1 protein-coding gene is annotated in these 22,396 nt (G+C 70.2%); it reads left to right on the top strand.

The annotated features are described in order from the left end of the window. The first annotated feature begins 15 nt into the window (after positions 1-15). Positions 16-22,389, top strand: coding sequence for a WXG100-like domain-containing protein (locus K7711_RS01960; protein ID WP_222964305.1), 22,374 nt, complete (start codon positions 16-18; stop codon positions 22,387-22,389). Positions 22,390-22,396 lie beyond the last annotated feature (7 nt).

Here is a 22,396-nt window from a genome sequence, read left to right as displayed (position 1 = left end):
TCGCGGGGTAGCCCCATGCCGATGGAATTTCCGTCCTGGCTGGAGTGGCTGGGCGCTGCCGTCGGCATGGAGTGGCCGCACGGCAACGAGGACGAGATGTGGGCCATGGCCGGCGATTGGCGCACGGCCGCATCGAGTTTGCGCGATATCGTGCACGATGTCGAGGCGGCCAAGAGCGCGACTCTGGCCGCCTACTCCGAAGGCGACGGATCGGCCTCGATGGCGAAGGCGTTCGACGCGATCCTGAAAGACTCGGGCAAGGAGAAGAATTCGCTGCCCGATCTGGCCGATTTCTTCGATCAGGTCGCGGAATCGGTCGACGGTGGCGGCACCCAGATCCAGTACACCAAGCTGATGTTCTACACGACGCTGGTGGTGACGGCCGCGGAGATCGCCTCGGTGTGGATCTTCCCGCCGACCGCGCCCGCGGAGGAAGCGGGGATCATCGTCGCCACCCGGGTCGGGGTCCGGGTGATGATGCGCGAAGCGCTGGCGGCGATGGAGGAGAAGCTCGCCAGCCTGATCGGCGCCCGGATGGCGAAATTCCTGCTGCGGCACGTGATGATCGGCGGATTGCTCGGTGCGTTGCAGGACTACGCGATTCAGCAGTTCCAGGTGTTCGAGGGACATCGCAAGGGAATCGACTGGGGGCAGACGATCGTCTCGGGTGTGGCCGGGGCGGCGGGCAGTGCGGTGGGCGGTCCGACGGCCGAGGCGCTGGACAAGGCGCTGGTGAATTCGCTGGGTACCAAGGCGGCCCGGATCGTGGCCGGAACCGTCTCCGGCGCAGTCAATTCCGTGGGTGCGTTCGCCGCGTCGGTGCCCACGCAATTCGTGGTGGATGCCACGACCAAGGGCTGGGACACCGCGGTCGATGATCTGAAGAACACCCACGCGGACTGGCGGATGTTCACCGCCGGTGCGGCGGGCGGCATGCTGTCCGGCGCGAATCATGCTGTGGCGGACAGGTATTACACCAACAGCAGCTTCTGGAAGACGCCCTCGTCGGTTCCGGAGATGCGCATCGGGTCCTCCCGGGACATGACCATCCTGCCCGATGGCAGTACGCCGCTGACGGTGGATTCGGGTGCACACGGCGATCAGGTCACTCCCGTCCAGGAGCACGGCAGTGGGGGAGATCAGCGCACCAGTCAGGAGATGCCGAACAGCCGTGCGGCAGCGGTGGATTCGCCGGACAACACGCAGGTTCGCGCGGCCGGGGCGTCGGATTCGGCCGGGGGTGAGCATCAGTCGGGTGGTGACAACGGGACCACTACCACCCGTCCGGAGCAGACGGCCGCGCAGCCGCCGGGACGGAGCACCGAAACATCCGGTGCCGGTGTGCAATCCGATGCGAACGGGGTTCGTTCGCCCGCTGCGGGCGACGACGTTTCCGGGGCGGGGGTTCGAGCCGGTGGGGATACCGTCTCGCAGAGCGAGCCCGGCACGGTTACGCACTCGGAGACCGATGCGAACGGGATCACCGGTGCGCGAACGGAATCCGATCCGACGGTCACCCCGGCGGTCCAACCGGACGGCACCACGACGACGTCGGCCCCCGTGGCGGCGGATACCTCGGGCACGTCCACGACAGGCGCTCCGGTGCGTGCGGACGCTCCGGTCGGCGGCGAGAGTTCCCGGCTGGGCGGCAACTCGCCCGCGACCAGCGACGTTCGCTCCACCCCGACACAATCCTCCCCGGTGAGCGACGGCCGCACCGCTGCCGCGGATGCATCCGGCACCCGTTCCGGATCGGCGCCGGGCGGCGAGGGGACGAGCCGCGCGGGTGCACCGGATGCGCGGAACGCCGGCAAGGTCGGTGACTCGCCCGGTTCTCGCCCCCAGTCGAGTGACGCGCCGCGTGCACGGGCCGGTGCGGATGGCACGAAGGCGGCCGCCGAGCCCGGTGTGCGGGCGTCGCGGACCGCCGAGGCGGCTCCCGGTGCGGGGCAGGACGGTCGGCCACGGTCGGCCGCGGGAGATGCCGAGGCGGGCGGTCACAAGCCCTCGGTGCGGGCGCGTGCCGGTGAGACGCCTGATGCTGCCCGAGCGCAGGGAGAAGGCGATCCCGCACGGACACATGATGATTCGGCCGCCGGGCGCGATGGCGACAAGACCGTGACTCCCGAGCGATCGCCCCGGCAGATCGCCGAGGCACAGGACCGCGCCACGGCCGAACAACAGCGACAGCGTGCCCGGATCGATGAGTCGCAACGGCGCGTCGACGAGGCGCAGCAGGCTCTGCGGCAGGCGCAGGAGGCGCACGACGCGGCGCACCCCGACGGAGCCTCGGGCGACGACTCGGCCGCGCGTCCGCACGGTGATCTGGATGCTGCCCGCGACGAATACCATGCTGCGCTGGCCGATCACGCGGAGGTTCTGCACGAGGCGACCGACGAACTGGTGGCGGCCGCGCAGACCGCTCACGCGGAGGGCGTCCGCGGCGAACCGCTGACCGACGCGTACCGGGCCGCGGGAAAGGCGGCGCTCGAGTATTACCACGCCAGGACCGGGCCGGATACCCCCGAACATCTCCAGTTGAAGGACGCCGGGCCGGATGCGTTGCGCCACGAACTGGAATCGGGTTCGCAGGCCGACAAGCTCGCCGCGGTGATCGAGGCGATCCGGCAGGCATCCCCGGACCGCAACATCGTGCTGCGCGAAACGCAGGTCATGGCGACTCTCGCGATCCGGGACGGCGCGATCAACATGGACGCCGGGGAGGGCAAGTCGCTGGTGTTCCTGGCCGGCGCCTCGATCGACGCGGTGGAGCACGGCGCGGTGCAGGTGCTCACCACCCGCGACAATCTGGCCAACCGCGAGGTCGACCGGTATCTGAAGACGTTGGGCAACATGGGTTTCGACATCGTGCGGATGGATGCGGACCATGCCTACACCGAACCTGTCGAGGGCAGGCCCACCATCTACATCGGCACCATGGAGGATGTCGGGTTCGGCCATCTGCGCGGCAATATTCCGCCCGGAAAGCATGTCTCCATCGATGAGATCGATGAGGCGCTGGTCCACGCGAACACCACCTACATCCTCTCGGAGGGCGCGGGTGAGAGCGCGCCCCCGCACGTGGTGGAGGAGGTCGTCGGGCCACGCAACATGCTCGACGACAGTCTGGCGCGGGACGAGTCGGGCCACAGCGTGCTGACCGAGGCCGATTACGGTCGGCAGCCCGGTCAGCAGGGCGGGCCCGCCGCGCTCACCGAGGCTGGACGGGCCAAACTCGAGGAGTCGTTGGGCCGGGAACTCTCGGAGCAGGAGGTTCGCCGGTTGAACATGGCCGCTACCGCCAGGTGGGAGTACCGGAACAAAGACCACTACATCATCGACGACGGCCGGGTGCTGATCATCGATCAGACCACCCACAAGGTGATGTTCGATCCGGAGACCTCGACCGAGAGTCGCTGGAACGGCGGTCTGGCACAGGCCCTCGAGGCCGAGCACGGGCTGCGGATTCGCGATGATCCGGGCAGCACGAACGAGCTGGGCGCGAAGGAACTGATCAACGACCACTACGAGAGCAAGACCGGCGCCTCGGGCACGGCGACCGGGGTGTCCGGGCGGCTGCACGAGGATTACAACATCGGCGTCACGGAGATTCCGCGGAACGAGGCATCCAAGCTGATCCACGGCGACGACGACGTCTCGCCCGACGAGAACACGAAGCTGGACCGCATCGCAGCGGACATCGTCAGCAATCACGAGAGCGGCCGGCCGCAGCTGGTGCTGGCGCATCGCAACAGTCTCGTCGGCGAATTGTCCGCTCGCGTAACAGAACTCACGGATGGCACGTCGGTCGAACATGTGGCGATCGATGCCAACTGGGTGGCCGAGCAGGGGGTGCACGCCGAGGCTCGGTTGCAGGAGATCTTCGACGCGGCGGGTAAAGAGGGCAAGATCCTCATCATCAACATGCAGGGCGCGCGCGGCGTGGACATCCCGATCGGGAAGGACATGAACGCGCGAGGCGGCCTGCACGTCATCGTCACCGGCCACTCCGGCACCTCGCACGATATCGACATCCAGGCCGAGAACCGGGCCGCGCGCGCCGGGCAGCGCGGCACCGTGCAGTACTACACCTCGCCCGAGGACGAGCTGTACGCCCTGAGCGCGAATCCGGATGTGCAGCATGTGGTCGTGCGGTACTCGCAGTCGGTCGGCTCCCCCGACGCGGAGGGCGCCGTCGCGCCGACGCACGATATGCGGATCGTCGCCGAGCAGCAGCTCCGGGACATGGTCGAGCCGCTGCAGAACGCTGCCGCCGCGCGACTGGGCCTGACCCGCGCCCCGCCGGGAGACGGCAGCGCACCCGTGCCCGAGCACGAGGGCGGGGGGACCGACGCCGGGACCGATACTCCCGAGCGGCCTCCCGCGGCGACAGGGGAACGGCCTCCTGCGGCAACGAGCGAGCAGTCGCCCGCGGCAACGAGTGAACGGCCACTTGCCGCTACGAGTGAACGGTCTCCTGCGGCACAGAGCGAGCGGCCTCCTGCTGCGGCGAGTGAACAGCCTCTCGCTGCGACGAGCGAACGGCCTCCTTCGGCAACGAGCGAGCAGCCGCCAGCGTCGAGTACTGAGCAAACTCCTGCTGGGACGAGCGAGCAGTCCCCGGCGCCGAGCAGTGAGCGGCCTCCTGCGGGGACGAATGAGGAGTCTCCGGCGCCGAGCAGTGAACAGTCACCTGCGGCAGCGAGTGAGCAGCCGCACGCGCAGGAGCGGACGACGCCGCCGTCGGATACCGACGGTGCCGCGCCCGAGGCGACGAGGGATCCGGCTCGTGGTGATGATGACGCGAACAATCCTGTTGCAGAAGGGGATTCGCCGTCCACTCCGGGAGCGGCTCGTCACGGTCTGCCCGCACGCGGGATCGTTCCCGGCGGCGAGGTGGCTGCGGAGGTAGCCAAGGAACAGTTGGGCGATCCCGAAGCCGCTGTGCCTCAGGTGGATACCGTCGATACCGAAGACGGCGCGGATGCCACGGTCGCCGACCCGTCGCAACCGCAGCGTCCGGTCGCGCAGGGTACCGACGACCCGGGAACTCGGGCCGCGCATACCGCAGACTCCGGGACCAGAGCGGGAGATGCCACAGACCCAGGGGCGCGGAGGGGACATGCCGGGTCGCGGACCGAGCGCACTCCGGAACCCGGGACCCGGACGGAACGTACGGCGGATACCAGCACCCGGGCAGGGCGCACCGCAGAGCACGGGACACCGGCGGCGCGCGACGAGAACGCGACCACGGATCCGCCCCGAGTGGGGCAGCTGCCCGGTTCGGTAGCCGACCGCGAGAGCGCCCCGGACCTCACGCCGGAGCCGGAGTCGACAACCGATTCACCTGCGGCACCGGCTGTTTCGCAGCAGCAGGGCACCGCCGAGGGCGCACCCGCCGAGGCGCACGGGGAGCGGAGTACCGGACTCCCGGATTCCTCCGTCGAACAGGATCGTTCCCCGGCGCGGGCCGGGGATCCGGAGCATCGGAGCACCGAAAAGGACTCGACCACAACGGATCCGAGTGTCGCACCGGTGCCCGTCGTTACCTCCGAGGATCCGGCCCCTGCGCCGCCGACCCGTTCGAGGCGAGTGCCGAACTCCGACGGTTCGGCCCAGCAGCGAGGTTCGGACACGGGCACTCCGTCCGAGCCGAGAACCCGAGCACCGCAGCGGAATACGAACCAGGGTAAATGTGCGCCGCTGGCGCTGAAGCTGATTCGCGAGCTGACCGGCAGCAGATTCATCCGGCCCTTCGATCGTGAGGTGGGCCCGGAGGGGGTCACCAGGCGGGAACTCCAGCTGGCCGCCGGTGGCCGACTGCGTAAGTTCCCCGGTGGTCACGACGCGATCGCCGCGATGTTGCGCAAGAAGGGGAACGGCGCGATCGCACTCGTCGTCGACGAATACGCCGACTCGTCGAGGCAGCAGCCGGGTGCGCACGCCTATGTGCTGGTGAACGAGAACGGCCGGATCGTCGTCCGTGATCCGTCCACCGGCACGGTGCAGGGCTATCCGCCGACGGTGCCGGTCGAACTGCGCAGCACCCACGCGGTGCTGTTCGACAAGAAGGGCCGCCCGATGCACCCGCTGCGGTGGATCGTGCGCTATGTCATGCGATCGTCCGCCTCGCAGTCGCGGATCGGTCAGGCCGGTGCCGCGACCGAGGTGGATCGGCTGGTGGGGGCCCGCGATGCGGCCGAACGCTCGCGAATCGCGGCGCACGCGGCCGTCGAGGCGGCCCGGCAGCAGGTGAATCGGCTCGGTCTCGGCCGGGAGGGGCCCGCTCGCGGCGGCACGGTCGGCATCACGCCGCGGGACCTGCGTCCGCGTAGGCTGCCGGGCGAGCCGACCGATCCGAATCACCCGGAGTACGCCAGGACGCTGGCGGAGACGCTCGACTACCTGCACAGCCGCACCAAGCGCGCCGACCTGGCCGACGCCTGGCACGCCGCGGTCGACGACCTGGCCGCCGCGGCGCGTCGGCAGTGGGCGGCCGACGCCGCGGCCGCGCAGGCCGCACGCGAACTCGCCGAGGCCATTCGCGGCGATGTCGACGTGCGACCGGACGGCGCGCTGGCCCGGCAGGCCGTGGCCGATCAGCTGGAACAGGACCACGCGCACGCGCTCACCCGGCTCGGTGTCGCGCAGGAGAAGCTGACCGAGGCCCGCGAACGCATCGACCAGGCGGGCCCGGGGCGCGAGCCGCCGAGCGCGCCCACCGGTATCCGCCTGTCCGATGCGGAGCTGCGACCACGTCGCGCACCCGGCGAGCCGACCGATCCGCAGGATCCGGGATACGTGCGGACTCTGGACGAGACCATCGAATATCTGCAGAGCCGCACCAAGCGTTCGGATCTCGCCGAGCAATGGTTGCGGGACGTCCGGGCGTTGGAGGATGCGGCGCGCGAATTCCATACTGCCCGAACGGAAGCCGATCGCCTCGACGACGCGCTCACGGTGGCCCGGGGCCGGGTGGCGAATTCTCCGGCGCAACCGCATCGCACCGCGCTCGACCCCGCCACCGCGGTGCGGCGGGTGATGGACCGGTTCCCGGAGGTGTTCGACCGGCCGCGAACCCTGGCCGAACTGCATACGAGGTTGCGTCCGGGGACGCCGTTCGAAGTCCTGCTGGCGGTGCGGGAATTGTCCTATCGCCGCAACGGCCTGCTCCCGCCGTCGTTGTCGCGGGAGAGCCTCGACGAATTCCTGCGGCGCGTCTGGGATCGCCGCGATTCGATGCGCTCGTACAACGATGTGTACCGCCTGTATTCGGGCCGGGTCGCGGGGGCGGTCGAGGATCCGCGCGCGTACCTGGACGGGCTGGTTCGGATCCTCGGTGAGCGCGCTCCGGAGGGGCAGCTCGCGGTGCTCCAGGACGTCGGCGTACTGGAGCCGGACAACGCGGATGTCTGGGCGCCCGAGGACGTCAGCTTCGCGCACTTCTTCCGCCATTCCGAGCCGCTGGATCCCGAGGACGTCGGATACCGCGTCTACGTGAACGCCGGTGACGAGGGGGCGCCGGATCTGGCCGCGGGCATCGTGCACGAGATCCTCGACGATCCGGGCAGCTTCCCGGGCATCCACTCCATGAAGGTGGCCGGTCCGCACCGGCTGCGCGACGACCGCATCGTGATCTACGTCCGCGATCTGGACTCCGCGCAACGAGTTGTGGAGTGGCTGAAGACATTCCAGGACGCCCGCCCGGACGCGTTCGGCTGGGATGTGCCCGCGATGACCGACCAGGTGCTGCCCGGTGTCGGCATCGGCGCGGAACCGCACCCCGATGCCGCGGGCCGGGACCAGAGCTTCGGTGAGGTGCGCAGCAACATCGTCCTGGAGCAGCTCGACGCGCATCGGCAGGGCGACTTCGCGGATTTCCGGATGGCCGTGCTGAATCGGCTCCTCGCGGCGGATGTGGATCCGGATCATCCATTTCGGCATGCGGACGGTACGGACGCGGGATCGGGCGGTATCGCCCCGACGCACCGGCCGGGATCGCCCGCCGCGGGCGAGCCGGAACCCGGGACGTCGCAGGCGGGTCACCGGCCGCCGAGCCTTGCGGAGCGGACCGCCTACCTGACCCCGGAACAACTCGCCGTGCACGACCGGAAGCTGGCCGAGCACACCGAAGCCGTTGCGCGATTGGCGGAGTTGCGCAAGCAACGGGATCTGCTGGCGGCGCACCTGCTGGTCGATCCGAGCGGCGGATGGGCAGCGCTGCGGCCGGAGAATCTCGACCACACTCTCGAGGAGCTGCGCGCCCGCGCGACGGCCCCCGGCGAGCACGCCCGGCGTGCCGCGGAAATCGTTGCGCTGGAAAGACTGTCGCTGGATCACCAGGAGGTCGTCGACGAGATCGCCAGGCTCGAAGGCGAATTGGCCGAATTGGAGGCCACGCCCGATCCGGATTCGCTGCGTCCCGAGGGCTGGACCGAGCGCGCCGCGCCGCAGGAACACCGGCCGCTCACCGGACGGACGCGCCGTGCGCTGCGCACTCTGGCACGCGCCACCGAGGCTCGTGCGCGGGCCTGGGACCGGGCGGTGTCGCGGGTCCGGGAGTTGGGCATCGACCCCGATCGGGTGCGGCGCGAGGTGTTCGCCGGACAACTCGGCGCGAAGGCGGACCGGGCCGAGCAGGACCACGAACACGATCTGCGGCAACCGGATCCGCGCGGGCAGAGTCTGGCCGAGTTGCGTTTGCGCGCAGACGGTCTCGGCCTGGCACCCGGCTCGGCGGGCGCTGCCGAACTGCGGCGGCGCGTCCTGCTCGCCGAGACGGAGCGAGCCGAGGCGGCGGCCGCCGTGACGGCGCTGCGCGCGCTGGCCGGGGAATCGGACACCGTGCCACCGGCCGAGCTGGAACGGCGTGCGCGAGACCTGGGCGTGCAGGTCACCGACTTCATGGTCGAGCACGCCGTCCGCGATCGGATCGACGCGATCGAGGAACGCGGCAGGCAGGTGGTCCGCGAGCTGTCCGGCACCCATCGCGACAGCCGCAGCGGTACGAATTACCGCAGCCCGACCTCGGGTGCGCCGATCGGCACAGAACGCCTGCACGAACTGGCGCGCGAGTACGGCATCGATCCGGCGGGCCGGGCCGATGCCGAGGTGGAGCGGGCGTTGCGCACGGAGATCGGCCGGCGCATCGCGGCCGCGCGGGAACGGGCCGTGCCCGTGCTCGCGGAACTCGACCGGTTCCGGGTGGCCGTCGCCAACGAGTCGGTGCGTCGTTCCGAGGCGCAGGCCGCCGCCCAGCACGAGATCCTGTATCACCGGACCGGGGTGTCCGATCGAAGCCCGCGGGTCATCGGCACCGCCACCGTCCACGCGCGCCACGGTGACGGGCACACCCTCATCGTTCCGGGCGCGGACGGGGAGCGCGGCCGGTTCGTCGGCGTGGGCGCGGCTGCGGATCCGGAGATCTATCTGCCTGCCGCGCAACGCCGTCGGCACGCCGCACAGGGCTACGACGACGCGGTGTACTACCGGGTCTCGATCGATGCGAACGGCGTCGTCCGGGTCGGGGAGCACCGGCCACCGCCCGTGCCGGTGCAGCGGCTCGGGCCCAGTGCGCGGCCCGGCGACTGGACCCCCGCGGGCGAGGAGCGCCAGTTCGTGCCCTCGCGAGGCAAGGTCCGGCGGAACCTGCGTCAGCTCGCCTACGACATTCGACGGCTGACCAGAGCGGCGGATGAGAACTATGCCGAATTGCTGGACCTCGCGGAGACATTGGACATCGAGGACGCCTGGCAGCTCGGTCCGCGCGAACTCGAGGCCGCCACGCGGGCGAAGGTCGCCGAATTCCGTGCTCGCGCCGAGGAGGCGTGGGACCGCGCCGACGACGTGTCGCCCGCGGAGCGCTCCGCGCTGCTGGCCGAGCGCAATCGGCTGGAGGACGAGGCGCAGTCGGCCCAGGAGATCGGTGACGAGCTGCTGTTGCGGCTGGCCGACCATGACAACAACTACCTCCGGCCGCGTGATCTGAAGGCCGCCGATACCGCGGTGCTGGCCGCGCGGCGGGTGCTGGCTGCGCACGGCGGCGTGCCGATCGGCCGGGATGGGCGTCCGGCGCATCCGGGGCAGGAGGTGGCCCGCCTGATCACCTCGGCGGACGGCGCGAACCGTCTGGTCGTGGTGTCACCGGCGGCGCATCCGGACCACATTCTGGATCCGGCGACCCGGAATCTGCTGGTGGGCAACGGGGAGTTCACCTTCCAGCAGGTGCGCGTCGATGCGCGGGGCCGGGTGTGGACGCGTGAGCTGCGGGAACCGGAGAGTGGTCCGGTCACGCTCGCCCCCGAATCGACCACCGAGCCACAGCGCCCGGCGATCTCGGAAACACCGGCCCGGCAGGACCCGGACACCCCCGAGGTTCCGGCCGAGGAAGCCGGCGACGCCGCGCTCTCCCCGCAGGAGGCGCAGCGCAGGCTCGATCAACTGGTGCGTCGGCGTACCGCGAAGGTCGCCGCCCAGGAGCGTTGGCGAAACAAGCTGACGGGCAGGGCCGCGAAGTTCCCCGACGCGGACATCTCCCGGGGCGCCTGGGCGGAGACGGTGCGTCGGCTGAGCGGCGAGACGACCGGATACACCGCCGAATATCAAGGGCTGGACTATGTTTCGCCCGGCGAGCGCGAGGACCTCGGTCCCGCGGAACTGGCCCGGCGCCGGGATCCGGTCGACAAACTGGCCCAGGCCGCGCGGAACTACTACGAGCTCGCCGACGATATCCAGCAGATAGACGACGATATCGACGCACTGGTGCGACAGGGCGCCACCTACGATCCGGCGCACATCGCCGCGTTCGACGGTCTGCAGGTCGAGCTCGCCGATCGGCACAAGGCCGCCGTCGACGCGGCCAAACCGCTGCGCCGTGCGCGCGACGAGTTGGAGGCGCGCCTGGACCAGGCGCGCCGCGACGGTGATCCCGCCGCCGACGATCCGCAGCGACTGCGGGAGCTCACCGAGGCGCAGGAGGCGGTGGACCGCGCCGACACCGAGATCGACCGGCTCAACGATCAGCATGCCGCCGCGACCGGCGCGTGGGCCGATGCGGCACAGGCACATTGGCGCTCGGTGGCCGTCGATCCGGACGAGTCGGGCAAGCGGCTGCGGCGGATCAGCGCCAATGTGTGGTTCGACCGCGGTGTGCCCGACGCGCGGGGCGTATTCCGCGGCGGCCGGATCATCGTCGTCGCCGGTCGCGCCGAATACGGCAGGCTCGACGCCACCGCGCACGACGCCGCCCTGGCCGACGCGCTTGCCCACCACCATTACCTGGCCCGGCTGCTGGAGCGGCCGGATACCACGGTCGACTACCTGCGGGTGACCGCGGACGCCCAGTTGCACACCACGAATGTCCGCCTCGCCTCGCCGCAGTTGCAGCGCGCCACGATGGGTCCGAGCAATCCGCGCGCTCGGGCGCTGCCGGTGACCGATCCGATCGCGTGGCGGCGAATCATCCACGAGGTCACCGGTATTCCGGCCGGCTCGGAGACCCGGTGGCGGATGCCGGACCAGGATCGGAACGCGGCCGAACTGGAGGTGTTCGCCCGGCACGCGTTGCCGCCGCAGACCCTGATGCAGTGGCGTGACGCCGAGGGCAACTGGCACAGCACCCGCGAGGGGGAGGCCCGTGGTTACCGCGCGTACCAGCCGAAGGTCGAGCCCGGCACCAAACTGAACAAGATCTGGCAGAAGGAGCTGGACGGCTGGCGGCTGCCGCCCAAGGGCTGGGCCCCGTTCGGCGGCGAGGACAAATCGCATCTGCGCGCGCGCTCCTACGACGAGAAGATGCCCGACGGGTTCAGTGGCGCGGTCGCGGTCGAGCCGTTCCAGAACATGGTGGAGCCGTGGCTGATTCACGAGATCTACGGCTACTGGCCGCAGATGAGCTACGAGGAGCTGGCGAGCCTGGGCCCGGACGGTCGCGCCGAGGCGTTCTGGTTGCAGGGGCCGGGACCGGGCATGGAGGCTCCGCACGGCTGGAACGAGGAGGAGCACCACGACCTGCCGTTCCACGACGCGCTCTACAACGTCGGCAAGCGGTGGATCCAGATCGGCGAGGGCGTGCGCAAGCTGCCCTGGATCCTCGAGCACTTCCACAAGAACCCCGAACTCGGCAGCCGCCGGCGTAACCGGTACTGGCTGCCGGACGGGCCGTTCGACCCGGATCATCCGCTCCTGCGCAAGATTCCGATCGTCCGCAGCTATCGGGGCTACCGGGGCTGGAAGGCGCCGCGCCTGGATCTGCAGCCGCCGCATCTGAGCTGGACCGAGGCCGAGCACGGGCCGGACAGTGAGCTCGATCCGGTGCGGGCGCGCTTCTGGGAGCGCGACGTCGAGCGCTGGGCGCAGGTGCAGGCCTGGGCGGATCGGGTCATCGGCGGATTCGCCGAGGACGAGGCGCACGCGGATGTGCAGCGGATCGTCGATCTGCTGACCGACCCGCGCGACCCGCTGCTGCGTCGCGGTGACGGCGGTGCGGTGTTCGCCGAACTGCTCGGTTTCGCGCGTCACGCGGACGGCAGCACCCCGCTCACGCGCGCGCAGCTCACCGCCGAAATCCTGCTGATCAAACGACATCTGATGATCAACGAGATGCGGGTGCAGGATCCGGCCAGCCCGGAGGGCAGGCTGATCGAGAAGCCGTACGATCGGCTGCCGCATGTGGCCGATGCGTGGTTGCGGTTGACCGGGATCGGTGACCGCGATGGTCGCACCCGGCCGTATCCGGAGGACCTGCTGCTGCTCGAGGACGCCCACGCCGAGGCGGACTACCTGCGCACGCACCCCAAGGCCACCTGGCACGAGGCCGACGAGCACGCCGCGAGCCTGGGCCACGACTGGGACACCAACCGTCGTCGGCTGAGCGGGCAGCTCGTGCGTCGGCGTGGTCGGCTGTACTACCCGGAGGAGCTGCCCGCCGGTCGCCCGCAGCGACGACGCACCTTCTGGTTCACCGACAAGCGGATTCCACTGTTCAGCGACCGCACGCTGCCGGTGGCGGCGTTGCCCTACGCGGTGGAACCGCTTGCGGCCGAGCAGGATTGGCTGCCACCGGCGACCCGGCGCGCGGCCCGGATCCTCGCCGAGACCGGTATGCGCGACCGGTTCCCGGCGTTGCCGCAGGATCCGATCGCCGCCCTGCGGAAGCTGGCGGTCCAGGTGCTGCTCGGCGGCGGGCCGGTGCCCGACCTGGGCAACGATCCCGCGCTGGCGTTGGCGGTTCGCGCCGGTGCGGTCGAGAACTACCTCGCCGCCCGGACTCCGGAGCAGCGTGAGCGGTGGGCCGCACTGCTGAATCACGCCGACTCCACGGCCACGCCGAAGGAACTCACCGAGCAGTTGCGTGCCGAAGTGGCACAACAGCTGTCCGAGTTCAGCGATCCGGACGAGGCGGCGCGGACGCAGCGGCAGGCCGCGCACGAGCAGGCGCTGCTGGAGTGGGCGTCGGCCGCGCGCGAGCGGGCGAACGCGCTGCGGGAGGTCCTGGACAAGGCCCACGGTCTGCCGGTGGACACCGACGAATTGCTGTCGGACGAGATGAAACATCCGATGGCGCTGGAGAATCTGCTCGCGGAGGCGCGCAACCGTCGGAAGGTGGTCAGCCCTGAGACCGAGGCGTATCAGGCGCGGGTGACCGAACTGCACGATGCCGTCCAGGAATATCACCGCCTCGATGCTCGCGCCGCCGAGCTGTCCGAGCGGGTCCGTGCGCTCCGCGTCGCCGCCGAACCGGGTGACGCGGTACGCGATCCGGCTGCTCGACGTGCCGAGATAGACTGGCTGACAGAGGAATTGCGGCAGACGACCTTCGCTCGCGAGAGCGCACGGTTCGACGTGATCGCGCGGCAGAGCGGCGTGCGGGTGAATGTCGAGGAGGTGCTGCACGACGACCTGAAACAGGAACCGGTCCGCCGGCGCCTGTTCGAAGAACTGCGGTCGCGCACGCTACCCGCGACCCGGGTGGACGAACACTCCGAGCGGGTGTCGCGGCTGGAGGACGCCGTGGTGGCGTTCCACCTCGCAGACACCCGGGTCGGCGAGCTGGCCGAGGAACTGCAGCAGGCGAAGACGCGTGATGCGGAGTTGTCGGCCGCGGAGGCTGCTGCTCGGCGCGCGGCGGAGGCAGAGCAGAAGGAGGTCGAATCCGGTTCGGCCCCTGTGCAACTCGGCGATCAGTCATCGAATAATGCTGCCCCGCAGCAGGTCCCGGCGATCGGACTGCATGCCACCGGTCCGATCGTCGATCGGCTGCGCTTCGCGCATCAGGTGTGGGACGCGGTGCTGGACGGCTTGACCGCCGAGGAACGCCGCGTGCTCGGTGAATTCCTGTCGGGCCGGATGTCCGGGCTGTCGCCGGAGGCGGCCGCGATCCTGGACGACGTGCTGAACCGAGCGGTGCTGCCCGCACCGGTACTGCTCAGCTTCGAGGGCGAACACGGGCTGTTCGGTGACACCACACCGGGATCGGTGTACGAGGTGCCCGGCTACCTGCAAGGGTTCCTGGGCCGGGTGTCGGCGCGACCGGAGTCGAATTACCACCTGGAACTCACGGTGCCCGACGGCACACCGGCGCTGTTCGTCGGCGGCGCCGACCTGTCTCCGGGCGGGCGGCTGGAGACGGCCAGGCTGCTGCTGGGGCGCGGACTGCACGTCCGGGTGGATGCGGTGCACGAGGAGGACGGACAGGTCCGGGTGCGGGGCACGGTGGTGCCGCGGACCGAGCAATCCGGACATGCGGAAGCGGCCGCGCCGCTGGAGGTCTACCGGCATCAGCTCGATACGGCCCGGGACGCGGAGCACACCGCGCACGAGATCCTGCGCGATCTCGCCCCGACGATCGGCATCGATCCCACGCTGACCGGAAACGACCTGGCCCGTGCGGCCGTTCGCACGGTCGGCGCGGACCGGGATCGACTGCGGGCGGAGGTCAAGGCGGCGCAGGAGGCCGGTGACGTCGAGCGGCACCGGGAGTTGCGGGCGCAGCTGGCGGCCAACGGCCCGATCACGAAGGCCGTGGTCAAGGTCGCCAACGACTATTGGGCGGCGGTTTCGGAGCAGGAGCGACTGCGTGCCGAGATGCAGGCGCTGGGTCTGGATCCCGCCGGTCCGGAGGGCGCCGGTGCGCCGGATCGGCCGGTCTCCGGACCGGATTCGGATGACGGGGCCGGAGGCGACAGCGGCGGTACGGATTCGGTTCCGCCGCCGACGAACAGCGATGACGACGGCGGTGCGGGCGGCTCGGGTGACGGGCCGACGCCACCGGCGAAATGGGAAGGCGCGGAACCGGGCCCGGAGCCACGTCGTCGCGACACCTGGACCAGCGCGGATGCCGAGCAGCGGCATGTGCCGACCACGCGGCCGCTGAAGAAGGCGCTGCGCGAGCTGGTCAAGGCGGTGGCCCGCCGCGAGCAGGCCTGGGACGGCGCGTTGCGCGCCGCGCGTGCGGCCGGGGTCGATCCCGAGCAGGTGCGCCGGGAAGTGTTGCAGGGCAAGGTTTCCGATGTGGTGATCCTCGCCCGGGAGGATTACGCGCAGCGGCCCGCGGTGTGGCGGATGAACGCCGAACAGCTGCGCGACTACGCGGACGAGCGCGCCATCGAGCACGACCTCCTGACCGAAAGCCAACTGCGCCAACTCATTCGGGCTGATCAACTGCAGCAGCGCCGGGCATTGGCGGAGCTGATCGAGCTGCGCGACAACGGCGATGCGCTCACCGATGCCGAATTCCGCACCCGCATCGACGATCTGCGGATCGACGAGCCGACCCGCCACCAGCTGGACGAGGCGCTGCGCGGGCAAGCCGAGCAGAACTCCCGGGCAGCGGCGCGGCAGCGCGCGGCCGTGCGGGACGAGCTGGAGAATCCCCGCACCCGCCTGTCGCGGTTGCGGGAGTTGGCAGGTGAATTCGGCGTCGATCCCGAACTGGATCGAAAAGCCCTGGTGCGCAGGATCGACAAGGCATCGCAGGTCGAGACGAACCGGACCGTCGAGGGTGCGGGCAAGCTGATCGAGCAGCTGAACGCGTTCCGGGTCGCGCAGGCCAACGAGCGGATGCGCGACTCCGAGGCGCAGACCGAGGCCGAGCGCGAGGTGATGGACGTCAAGGCCGGTGCTCTGGAGAAGGGGCCCAGGGTCTACGGCGACGGCCTGCGCAAGGTGCGGCTGAAGTTCGGCGTCTCGCACACCCGGGAGATCGAGGGTGCGGACGGGCGGACCGCACGTCTGGTCGGCGTCGGCAAGACCGACGATCCGAACATCCACATCGACGACGCGCGCCGCCGCACTCTGGCCGAGCAGGGCGCCGACACGGTCTACTACCAGGTCAGGGTCGGTGCGGACGGTACGGTGCACCTCACCGAACACCATCCCGACGAGGTGCCTGCCCGGCGTCCGCAGATTCCGCCCGCGCCGCGTCCGGGCGACTGGGACGCGGGCGCGGAGACCGAATATCTGCCCGCCTCGCGGTCGGACCGGAAAGCCTTGCGCAAGTTGGCCCTTCAGGTCAGCGATATGGACAAGGCGCTGAACGAGAACTTCCGCAGCATCCTGCGGGACGTCGGCTGGCTGGACATCGATGCGGCCGGTATGACTCGGCACGAACTGGCCGGCGCGGTGCGGGGGCTGGTCGCCGAACATCGGGCGCGGGCCGACGAGTTCTTCGACCGCACCGCCATTCCGGCCGATCGGATGGAGGAGTTCTTCGACCAGCGACGTGCCGTCGAGGCGCGGGCGGAGGAGGTCTCCTCGCGCGGCAACGCCGTTCTGCAACGGCTGGGCATCCACGAGCTGGGCGTGGTGATGCGCGATCGCAAGGCCGCCGAGCTGACGATGATGGCCACGCGGAATGTGTTGCGGCACACCGGCGGTACCGCGATCGGCCGGAACGGTCTGCCGGTCGACGCGGATCATGCCACCGCGGAGGTGGCCCGCCTGCGGGAGGCCGAGGCGGGGAACCCGATCCGGCTGGATATCGTCGCGCCGACCGCGAATCCGGATCACGTGCTGCCCCGCGCGGTGCGCGAACAACTGCTCGGCGCCGATGGTGCGCTGAACGTCCGGCGGATCCGGGTGGACGACGAGGGGCGAGTGTGGCTGGCCGACCTCACCGAGCCGCAGCGCGCGCGGGCAGCGGTCCCGGCAGGAGGCGCCCCCGCGATCGAGCCGAAGCGGACCGCGGCACCGGCGGAGCGCGAGGGGGCCGATGCCGCCGAAACACCGGACGAGACAACCGATCCGGCGCAGCAGTTCGCCCCGGACCCGAATCAGGTCGAACTCGACGAACTGGTGAATCGCCGCGCCCGTATCGCCCTGACACACGAATTCTGGCGCACCAAACTGGAAGGCCGTGTCTCCCGCATCGAGGGCGTGGCACCGGACGATCTGAGCCGGGACGCGTGGTCGTCCACCATCGCGCGGCTGACCACCGAGCGGGTCGGCTACACCCGGGAGGACGCAGGTCTCGACACGCCGGGCCTGTCCCTGCCCGAACAGGTCAGCGAGCAGGAGCTGGCCCGCCGGCAGGATCCGATCGACAAACTCGCCGAGGCCGCCGAGCAGTACTACGCGGTGGTCGATCAGCTCGCCGAGATCGATCAGCGGATCCATCAGCTCGAACAGCTCGGCGCGAAACACGATGTCTCCGAGACCGATAAGGCGCATCGTTCGATCGGGCGGCTCGCGGATGGGTACAAGGCGGCGCTCGAGCGGACCAAACCGCTGCGCCGGACGTACTACCGCCTGCGCGCACAGCACGAGGCCGATCCGGGCGCGGCGACGCCCGAGGATCTGCGAGCTCTGGCCGACGCCCGGGAGGCCGTCGACCGGGCGGACAACGAGATCGATCGGATCAACGATCGCCGGGTCGGCACGGGCGGCGGCTGGCGCGCGGCCGCGCAGAGCGTAGTGGATCCGCGGAATCTGCGGCGGATCACCGACAACGTGTGGATCGATCACGGCCGGGTCCCCGACGAGAACGGCGAGGGCGGCCGTCCCGCGCGCATCGTCGTGACCGCGGGCCGTCCGGAGTACGGGCTCGACGCGGGCGTGGATCACGATCGCGCGCTCGCCGAGACGCTGAGCCGTCACCACGTCGTGACGCGGCTGTTCGAGCGGCCGGAGACCGTGGTGCACTACCTGGAGGTGGCGGCCGAGAAGAGCGGCAACGGTCATCGGGTGCGCGAACTGGCGCCGCCGCGGATCGAACGTCAGGGCATGCGCACCGAGCTCGACGAGGACGGCAATCTCGTCGAGTCGCTGCGGATCATCCAGCACGGTGAGCGTCCGCTGACCCTCTCCGGGGCGGTGCGCTGGCGGCAGATGCTGTACGAGGCAACGGGAATCAAGGCTCCCGGCACCGGGGATCGCCGCGCGCTGCCCAGCCGGGATCGGGAGGCGGCCGAGGTGGGGCGGCGTCAGCGCGAACCCACGATTCCGCTGGAAATCTTGCTGTGGGAACGGCGTTCGGAAACTCCGGGCGGTGAGCCGACCTGGCACGACGTCCGTGCGGGCGAGGCGTACGGCTTCCGGGCGCACAAACCGGAACTGCCGATGGGCACCAAGCTCGACAAGTACGGGCAGAAGGACGTCGACGGCTGGCGGCTGCCACCCAAGGGCTGGGCCCCGTTCGGCGGCGAGGACAAATCGCATCTGCCCGCGCGCTCCTACGAGGAGAAGATGCCGGACGGATTCAGCGGTGCGATGGCCGCCGAGCCGTTCCAGAACATGGTGGAGCCGGGTCTGTTGCGGCTGATCACCGGGCATTGGCCGGAGATGAGTTACGAGGAGCTGCTGAGCCTGACCGAGCAGGGGCGGGCGATGCTCTGGGCCACCCAGGGCCCCGGGCCGGGGCCCGAACCGCCGATCGGCTGGGACGAGGACGCTCACCACGAGATGCCGCTCGACGGTGCGCTGTACACGATCGGCAAGCGGTGGTTCCAGCTCTACAACCTCGCGCGCAAACATCCGTGGGTGCTCAACCGGTTCTACAACCATCCCGAGATCGGGAGGTGGGTGCTCGAGCACACCCGTGGTCTGCCGAACGGGCCGTTCGACGAGAATCACCCTGTGCTGCGGTTCGTTCCGGGGCTGCGCAGTATCCGGACCTTCCGGGGATTCCATCCGCCGATCGACCTGGAGGTCCAGCCGCCCCATCCCCGGTACCACGTCGCCGAATTCGCGCCGCCGGGTGATCGGGTGGATTTCATCTCGAACAAGTGGGACCGGATGGTCCACCGCTATTCGAAGGTGCGGGAGTGGGCCGAGGAGCGATACGACGAATTCGCCCCCGACCGGCAGGCCGCGCGAGAGGCGGCCGGGCAGGCCGCGCACGACGACATCGAGCACGAGAACAACGCCGATGTCCGGGAGATCGTCGATGCGCTGACGCGTTCGGGCAACCCGCTGCTGCGCCCCGAGGACGGCGGGGTCACCTACGCGCACGGTATGCCGCTGGCACATCGTGAAGACGGCACGCCGTTGACGAAAGAAGAACTGGGACAACGTATTCTGCGCGTCAAGAACCACGTTATGCGCGATGTGATGTCGGTGTTCGACGCGAATACGCCCGAGGGCCGGTCCGGTACCCGGCGGATGGACGCGATGCCGCAGCTGGTGGATGCCTGGAACCGGCTGACCGGTCGGGGCGACGGTGCGGGCAAGACCTCGCCGACGCGGCCGGATCTGGTGATGCTGGAACACTATTGGGCCGAGGCGCACTACCTCGACACCGAGGACAAGGTCACCTGGCACGACGCCGAAGCGCACGCGGATCTGCTGGGCTACAAGTGGATTCGGCCACCGCTGACCGAACACTTCGTGGTCCGCGGCGGTGCGCTGGTGCACCCGGACGATCTGCCGGCCGAGGCGCCCGAGCGCGGCGGGATGCCGTTCGCGCGCGACAAGAAGGTGCCGTTCGCGCGGATTCCGTACGCGGTCGAGATGCGGCCGCTGGACGATTCCTGGAAGCATCCGACGATGCGCCGGGCCGAGCACATCATCGAGGCCACCGGTCTGCGCGACTGGTACGACGGACTGCCGGACGATCCGGTCGCGGCATTGCAGAAGGTCGCGTTGCACGCCTGGATCGAACTGGGCCCGGACGTCACCACGTTGCACCTGAACGAGGCCGATCGCGAACTGGCCAGGGTGATCCGCGCCGGCACGATCGAACTGCTGGCCGATTCGCCGACCAGGAGCGAACGCCAGGAATGGGCCCGCCGACTGGACGAACTCCCCGAGGCGGTCGACCCGGACAACCTCGACCGGACGCTGGCCAGGTTGCGCCGCAACATCGAGCACGACCTCGAGCTACAGAACGGCAGACAGGTCGAGGGCTCGGCGAAGACCAAGGAACTCCCGAGCAGCGAACCGGAAACCCCACTCCCACAGCAGAAGTCCGATCCCGATGCCCCGACGCAGCCGCAGCAGCGCCGGGCCGAATCGGGGCAGACACCGCCGAAGTCCCCGGAGTCGCCCGAGTCGCCGAAGGTGCAACAGAGCGACCCGGACGCACCGACGCAGCCGCAGCAGCGCCGGACCGAGGCGGAGCAGCTGCCGAAGACGCCGCCGGAGCAGTCGTCCGAGTCGGGTCGCACTCCGAAATCCGCTGAGTTGCCGAAGAAGTCGGACACCGCGGAGTCCGACGGGTCCGATGAGACGATCGAATCGCCGAAGAAGTCGCAGGAGTCGCAGGGCTCGGAGCGGACGCCGAAGGCGAAGAAGCCCAGTGCCGAGGAATCTTCGGAGTCCAGTAAGCCGCCGAAACTTTCGGAGCCGGAGGAGTCCGCGGAGTCCGAGGAGCGAACCGAGCGGTCGAAGCCGGTGCCGCCGAAGAAGTCCGAGCCGGAGCAATCGGGCCGGACTCCGAAGGTGAAGCGCCCCGGAGCACAGGAGCCGGAGGAGTCTGGCGAGTCGCCGAAGGTGAAGCGCCCTGGGACGGAGGAGGCACGGGGGCCCGGCGAGACTCCGAAGGCCGAGCGCCCCAGGGCGCAGGAGCCGCAGGAGCCCGGCGAATCCCCGAAGGCCGAGCGTCCCGAGACGGAGCCGCAGGAATCCGGTAAGCCGCCGAAGGGGAAGAAGCCGGGGTCCGAGGGCGAGTCCGGAGCCGGTAAGCCGCCGAAGCCACCGAAATCCTCGGGGTCGAAGCCGGGGACACCGGACGAGGGCGGCATCGGTGGGCTCGGAGGTAAGCGGACCGAGCCGTGGCCGTACTACGGGCCGCGCACGCCGCGCATCCCGATCCGGCACAACTTCCGGTGGCCGGGTGAACCGGGTGCGCCGGAACATATTCCGGGCGCCAACCTCACGCCGGTGCCGCCCGATCCGGGGCAGCCGCCCAAGCCGCCGAAGCCGCACGGCCCCGGGCCGAAAGGTCCTGGGCCCCAGGGCCCCGGGCCGCGCGGGCCGCAATCGCCGCAGCATCCCGTGCCCGGTCCGCCGCACGGGTCCGGGCCGGGCGACGGGCAGCCGGGGTGCGATCGGCACGACCACTGCCCGCACGATCCGAATCCGTGTCCGCAGTGTCCGGGACAGGGCTCGGATCCGGGGACACAGTGGCCCGGTCTGCCCTCGCTGCCCGGTCTTCCGTCACTGCCGGACATTCCGGGAGCCACCGGTGGATCGCAGCCGCCGGGATCACCGAACGGCGCTGTGCCGCCCGGAATTCCGCAACCTCCCGAACTGCCCGGTGGCACGGGTTCCTGGGGGCCGGGCGATCAGCCCGGATATCCGGATCTGCCTGGTCCGGATACCTTCGGCTCTCTTCCGGGGATGCCGCTGTCCGACCGATCCGGTCGGCACAACGGGTCCAACGGCGCGAATCAGCCCTCCCAGCAGGGTGATTCGAACGGCAGCCAGTATCCGGGCGTGCCCGGCTTCCCCGGTGTACCCGGGTTGCCGGGCGCAGCACTGCGCGGCTCGGATTCGTCGAAGAAGCGCAAGAACTACATGCCCCGCGTGGGCAGCGGTATCGGTCCGGGCAACGGGCACGGCAACGACACCGAGATCTACGTCCGGTCGCACACCGGCTGGGGCGAAAGCGCCGCCTTCGACCCGGTCACCGGCACCCTGCGTCCGGTCGAACTCGCCATGGGCGGGCTCGCCGGAGTCTACGGCGAACTGGGCGGCTCGCGAATCGTGTTCTACCGCTGCGGAACCGGGCTGTCGCTGCGTGTGAACGAGCGCGGCGTGGATCTGGACTCACCGGATGTCACCACGCACTGGGAGCGCGTCGATCCGAGCCGGACCCGGTTCGCGGTCGCGGTGGACGGCGTCGTGGTGTGCGATCTGTACTACCCGTCCACGCCGAACGAGATGGATCTGGGCCTGCTCATCCGCGACGTGCTGGCCGATCCGGATCGACGCACCCAGATCTTCGCGCGATGAGCGGCGA

The organism is Nocardia coffeae (assembly GCF_019890715.1).
GTDB classification, from domain to species: Bacteria; Actinomycetota; Actinomycetes; order Mycobacteriales; family Mycobacteriaceae; genus Nocardia; species Nocardia jiangxiensis.
The sequence above is the reverse complement of the archived record's forward strand: the minus strand, read 5'-3'. Positions and strand labels throughout refer to the sequence as shown.

What these genes read in the sequence shown, in the direction of transcription:
- K7711_RS01960 (WP_222964305.1), top strand. Translation starts at nt 16, where the DNA reads ATGCCGATGGAATTTCCGTCCTGGCTGGAGTGGCTGGGCGCTGCCGTC.